The sequence below is a fragment of the Variovorax sp. GW821-FHT09D04 genome (genome assembly GCF_059416405.1).
On record NZ_JBWKPA010000022.1, the window covers coordinates 1 to 5,814 of the forward strand.

The window sequence follows — 5,814 nt, forward strand, 5'->3', positions numbered from 1 at the left end:
TTTGCATTGCGCAAAGCAAAAAACCCCAGTCATTGCTGACTGGGGTTTTCTGGGCTGTAAGAGCCTGACGATGACCTACTTTCACACGGGAACCCGCACTATCATCGGCGCTGAGTCGTTTCACTGTCCTGTTCGGGATGGGAAGGAGTGGTACCAACTCGCTATGGTCATCAGGCATAAAGGGTTGTCCGATTGATCACACGATCAATCAAACGAATTCATAGAGTTTGGAATCAGCTTTTGGCGAATTATTTTGAATGCGTCAACTTGGCATAACACCCTGATCAGATTGATCAAAGTTATAGGGTCAAGCCGCACGAGCAATTAGTATCAGTTAGCTTAACGCATTACTGCGCTTCCACACCTGACCTATCAACGTCCTGGTCTTGAACGACTCTTTAGGGGGCTCAAGGCCCCGGCAGATCTCATCTTGAAACGAGTTTCCCGCTTAGATGCTTTCAGCGGTTATCTCTTCCACACTTAGCTACTCGGCAATGCCACTGGCGTGACAACCGATACACCAGAGGTGTGTCCACTCCGGTCCTCTCGTACTAGGAGCAGGCTTCCTCAAATCTGCAGCGCCCACGGAAGATAGGGACCAAACTGTCTCACGACGTTTTAAACCCAGCTCACGTACCTCTTTAAATGGCGAACAGCCATACCCTTGGGACCGGCTACAGCCCCAGGATGAGATGAGCCGACATCGAGGTGCCAAACACCGCCGTCGATATGAACTCTTGGGCGGTATCAGCCTGTTATCCCCAGAGTACCTTTTATCCGTTGAGCGATGGCCCTTCCATACAGAACCACCGGATCACTATGTCCTGCTTTCGCATCTGCTCGACTTGTCAGTCTCGCAGTTAAGCACGCTTATGCCATTGCACTATCGTCACGATGTCCGACCGTAACTAGCGTACCTTCGAACTCCTCCGTTACGCTTTGGGAGGAGACCGCCCCAGTCAAACTGCCTACCATGCACTGTCCCCGATCCAGATAATGGACCTAGGTTAGAACCTCAAACACACCAGGGTGGTATTTCAACGTTGGCTCCACAAGATCTAGCGACCCTGCTTCAAAGCCTCCCACCTATCCTACACAGATCTGTTCAAAGTCCAATACAAAGCTACAGTAAAGGTTCATGGGGTCTTTCCGTCTTTCCGCGGGGAGATTGCATCATCACAAACATTTCAACTTCGCTGAGTCTCAGGAGGAGACAGTGTGGCCATCGTTACGCCATTCGTGCAGGTCGGAACTTACCCGACAAGGAATTTCGCTACCTTAGGACCGTTATAGTTACGGCCGCCGTTTACTGGGACTTCAATCAAGAGCTTGCACCCCATCATTTAATCTTCCAGCACCGGGCAGGCGTCACACCCTATACGTCCACTTTCGTGTTTGCAGAGTGCTGTGTTTTTAATAAACAGTCGCAGCCACCGATTTTTTGCAACCCATTCATGCTTCGTTGTTCACTACACACTAATAGGGCACACCTTCTTCCGAAGTTACGGTGTCAATTTGCCGAGTTCCTTCTCCTGAGTTCTCTCAAGCGCCTTAGAATACTCATCTCGCGCACCAGTGTCGGTTTGCGGTACGGTCGTTGTTAGCTGAAGCTTAGTGGCTTTTCCTGGAACCTCGTTCAGTCACTTCACGGACAAGTCCGCTCGATCGTTGGCCTCGGTATATGTGCACCGGATTTGCCTAATGCACGCCTACATCCAACTAAACCAGAATAATCCAATAACTGGATGACCTATTAAGATCCGTCCCCACATCGCACTAACAATCGGTACAGGAATATTGACCTGTTTCCCATCAGCTACGCATCTCTGCCTCGCCTTAGGGGCCGACTCACTCTACGCCGATGAACGTTGCGTAGAAAACCTTGCGCTTACGGCGAGGGGGCTTTTCACCCCCTTTAACGCTACTCATGTCAGCATTCGCACTTCTGATACCTCCAGCACGCTTTACAACGCACCTTCACAGGCTTACAGAACGCTCTCCTACCACTTGCAATAAATTGCAAATCCGCAGCTTCGGTAACTGGCTTAGCCCCGTTACATCTTCCGCGCAGGACGACTCGATCAGTGAGCTATTACGCTTTCTTTAAATGATGGCTGCTTCTAAGCCAACATCCTGACTGTTTTAGCCTTCCCACTTCGTTTCCCACTTAGCCAATTTTAGGGACCTTAGCTGGCGGTCTGGGTTGTTTCCCTCTTGAGTCCGGACGTTAGCACCCGGTGCTCTGTCTCCCAAGCTGTACTCATCGGTATTCGGAGTTTGCCTTGGTTTGGTAAGTCGCCATGACCCCCTAGCCAAAACAGTGCTCTACCCCCGATGGTAATACTTGAGGCACTACCTAAATAGTTTTCGGAGAGAACCAGCTATTTCCAAGTTTGTTTAGCCTTTCACCCCTATCCACAGCTCATCCGCTAGTTTTGCAACACTAGTCGGTTCGGACCTCCAGTACCTGTTACGGCACCTTCATCCTGGCCATGGATAGATCACTTGGTTTCGGGTCTACACCCAGCGACTGATCGCCCTATTCGGACTCGATTTCTCTACGGCTTCCCTATTCGGTTAACCTTGCCACTGAATGTAAGTCGCTGACCCATTATACAAAAGGTACGCAGTCACCCTTGCGGGCTCCTACTTTTTGTAAGCACGCGGTTTCAGGATCTATTTCACTCCCCTCCCGGGGTTCTTTTCGCCTTTCCCTCACGGTACTAGTTCACTATCGGTCAATGATGAGTATTTAGCCTTGGAGGATGGTCCCCCCATATTCAGACAGGATTTCTCGTGTCCCGCCCTACTTGTCGTTAGCTCAGTACCACACAGGTCATTTCACGTACGGGGCTATCACCCGCTATGGCCAGCCTTTCCAAGCTGTTCCGTTATGTCTTGTGCTATCACTAACAGGCTTCTCCGATTTCGCTCGCCACTACTTTCGGAATCTCGGTTGATGTCTTTTCCTCGAGCTACTGAGATGTTTCAGTTCACCCGGTTCGCCTCGCATGACTATGTATTCATCATGCGATACCTTTGCAGGTGGGTTTCCCCATTCGGAAATCTCCGGATCAAAGCTAATTTGCCAGCTCCCCGAAGCTTATCGCAGGCTATCACGTCCTTCGTCGCCTATCATTGCCAAGGCATCCACCACGTGCTCTTATTCACTTGACCCTATAACTTTGACGTTTCTTGCGAAACTACAAAATCATCTCAAGGAATATGTCAGGTCTTTCACCTGACGCGTTATGCCGTACTTCCAATATCGATTTGACTCGAAATTGAAGTTTCTTTTGACGCAATCAAAAATTCTATGTTGCTGATGGCACGGTCTGCACTAAACCTTTACGAATGTGCAGTTTCCATCAGCAACGCTGATTCGACTCTATGAATTTTTAAAGAACAGCCGATTGATCAAGAGATCCTGATCAACAACAAAGAAGCCTCATGCTTTCGCAGGAAGCTGCTTTGGTGTTGAATAAGTATCGAAGTTATTGGTGGAGGATGACGGGATCGAACCGACGACCCCCTGCTTGCAAAGCAGGTGCTCTCCCAGCTGAGCTAATCCCCCTCAAACTCTCACACGAGATATCAGAAGATTTGGTGGGTCTAGTTGGGCTCGAACCAACGACCCCCGCCTTATCAAGACGGTGCTCTAACCAGCTGAGCTACAGACCCATTCGCCAATCATCTTCAAAATCGAAGACAACCGACTTCTTCCAACAACCGATAAGTGTGGGCGTTTAAATTAAATTGCTTGTTTCCAGAAAGGAGGTGATCCAGCCGCACCTTCCGATACGGCTACCTTGTTACGACTTCACCCCAGTCACGAACCCTGCCGTGGTAATCGCCCTCCTTGCGGTTAAGCTAACTACTTCTGGCAGAACCCGCTCCCATGGTGTGACGGGCGGTGTGTACAAGACCCGGGAACGTATTCACCGTGACATTCTGATCCACGATTACTAGCGATTCCGACTTCACGCAGTCGAGTTGCAGACTGCGATCCGGACTACGACTGGTTTTATGGGATTAGCTCCCCCTCGCGGGTTGGCAACCCTTTGTACCAGCCATTGTATGACGTGTGTAGCCCCACCTATAAGGGCCATGAGGACTTGACGTCATCCCCACCTTCCTCCGGTTTGTCACCGGCAGTCTCATTAGAGTGCCCAACTGAATGTAGCAACTAATGACAAGGGTTGCGCTCGTTGCGGGACTTAACCCAACATCTCACGACACGAGCTGACGACAGCCATGCAGCACCTGTGTTACGGTTCTCTTTCGAGCACTAAGCCATCTCTGGCGAATTCCGTACATGTCAAAGGTGGGTAAGGTTTTTCGCGTTGCATCGAATTAAACCACATCATCCACCGCTTGTGCGGGTCCCCGTCAATTCCTTTGAGTTTCAACCTTGCGGCCGTACTCCCCAGGCGGTCAACTTCACGCGTTAGCTTCGTTACTGAGTCAGTGAAGACCCAACAACCAGTTGACATCGTTTAGGGCGTGGACTACCAGGGTATCTAATCCTGTTTGCTCCCCACGCTTTCGTGCATGAGCGTCAGTACAGGTCCAGGGGATTGCCTTCGCCATCGGTGTTCCTCCGCATATCTACGCATTTCACTGCTACACGCGGAATTCCATCCCCCTCTACCGTACTCTAGCTATGCAGTCACAGATGCAGTTCCCAGGTTGAGCCCGGGGATTTCACAACTGTCTTACATAACCGCCTGCGCACGCTTTACGCCCAGTAATTCCGATTAACGCTTGCACCCTACGTATTACCGCGGCTGCTGGCACGTAGTTAGCCGGTGCTTATTCTTACGGTACCGTCATTAGCCTTCTGTATTAGAAAAGACCGTTTCGTTCCGTACAAAAGCAGTTTACAACCCGAAGGCCTTCATCCTGCACGCGGCATGGCTGGATCAGGCTTTCGCCCATTGTCCAAAATTCCCCACTGCTGCCTCCCGTAGGAGTCTGGGCCGTGTCTCAGTCCCAGTGTGGCTGGTCGTCCTCTCAGACCAGCTACAGATCGAAGGCTTGGTGAGCCTTTACCTCACCAACTACCTAATCTGCCATCGGCCGCTCCATTCGCGCAAGGTCTTGCGATCCCCTGCTTTCATCCGTAGATCGTATGCGGTATTAGCACAGCTTTCGCTGCGTTATCCCCCACGATTGGGCACGTTCCGATGTATTACTCACCCGTTCGCCACTCGCCGCCAGGATTGCTCCCGCGCTGCCGTTCGACTTGCATGTGTAAGGCATGCCGCCAGCGTTCAATCTGAGCCAGGATCAAACTCTATAGTTCGATCTTGATTTTTGCGCCTGACCTCGCGGTCAAGCAAAACTCATAAAAAAAGAATTAAAGTGAACTTCACTTCTATCTCATGAGCGTTTTTAAGTCTTGCGACTTGTTCCGAAGAACTTACGCAATTACCTTCAAACGCCCACGCTTATCGGCTGTAATTTTTTAACGATCACCGAAGCAACTTATCGTTTACTTCGTTTTGCTTTGCTGCGATCAGCGAAGCCTTGTAGTCTAACACGATTTTTTAAGTATCGTCAAACTTTTTTCGCTTTCTTCAACTTCTTTTTTCGCATCCTGAATCTTTCGATTCAAGCTGCTGAAGTTGTTTTCAGCGGAGCCTTCGATTATGCACTGTTTTTTCAAACCGCGTCAACTTTCGAAGACTTTTTTCGCTTTCCACTTCTTCTTTCTTGCAACCCAAACCTTTCAGTTCAAGTCGCTGAAGTTGTTTCAGCGAAGCCTTCGATTATGCACTGTTTTTTCAAACCGCGTCAACTTTCGAAGACTTT

The 5,814-nt window shown here is 49.9% G+C and carries 1 protein-coding gene, 2 tRNA genes and 3 rRNA genes; 1 reads left to right on the forward strand and 5 read right to left on the reverse strand.

The features are described 5' to 3' along the window. Positions 1–62: 62 nt before the first annotated feature. The 5 genes from rrf to AC07O4_RS31450 all read right to left on the reverse strand — a co-directional run bounded on the left by rrf (position 63) and on the right by AC07O4_RS31450 (position 5,305). A 5S ribosomal RNA gene (gene rrf, locus AC07O4_RS31430) occupies positions 63–175 on the reverse strand. Between the two features lie 128 nt (positions 176–303). Further along, positions 304–3,177: ribosomal RNA gene (locus tag AC07O4_RS31435) — 23S ribosomal RNA — on the reverse strand. Positions 3,178–3,498: 321 nt separating this feature from the next. Continuing rightward, a tRNA-Ala gene (locus AC07O4_RS31440) sits at positions 3,499–3,574 on the reverse strand. 30 nt (positions 3,575–3,604) lie between these two features. After that, a tRNA-Ile gene (locus AC07O4_RS31445) sits at positions 3,605–3,681 on the reverse strand. An 89-nt stretch (positions 3,682–3,770) separates the two neighbouring features. Continuing rightward, positions 3,771–5,305: ribosomal RNA gene (locus AC07O4_RS31450) — 16S ribosomal RNA — on the reverse strand. Together the 16S, 23S and 5S rRNA genes with 2 tRNA genes alongside form the textbook arrangement of a ribosomal RNA operon. A gap of 96 nt (positions 5,306–5,401) precedes the next feature. On the opposite strand from AC07O4_RS31450, the gene AC07O4_RS31455 reads away from it, so the two are divergent. Continuing rightward, positions 5,402–5,814, forward strand: a 413-nt coding sequence (locus tag AC07O4_RS31455) for a hypothetical protein (protein WP_495306616.1), incomplete at its 3' end; no start/stop codon positions are given.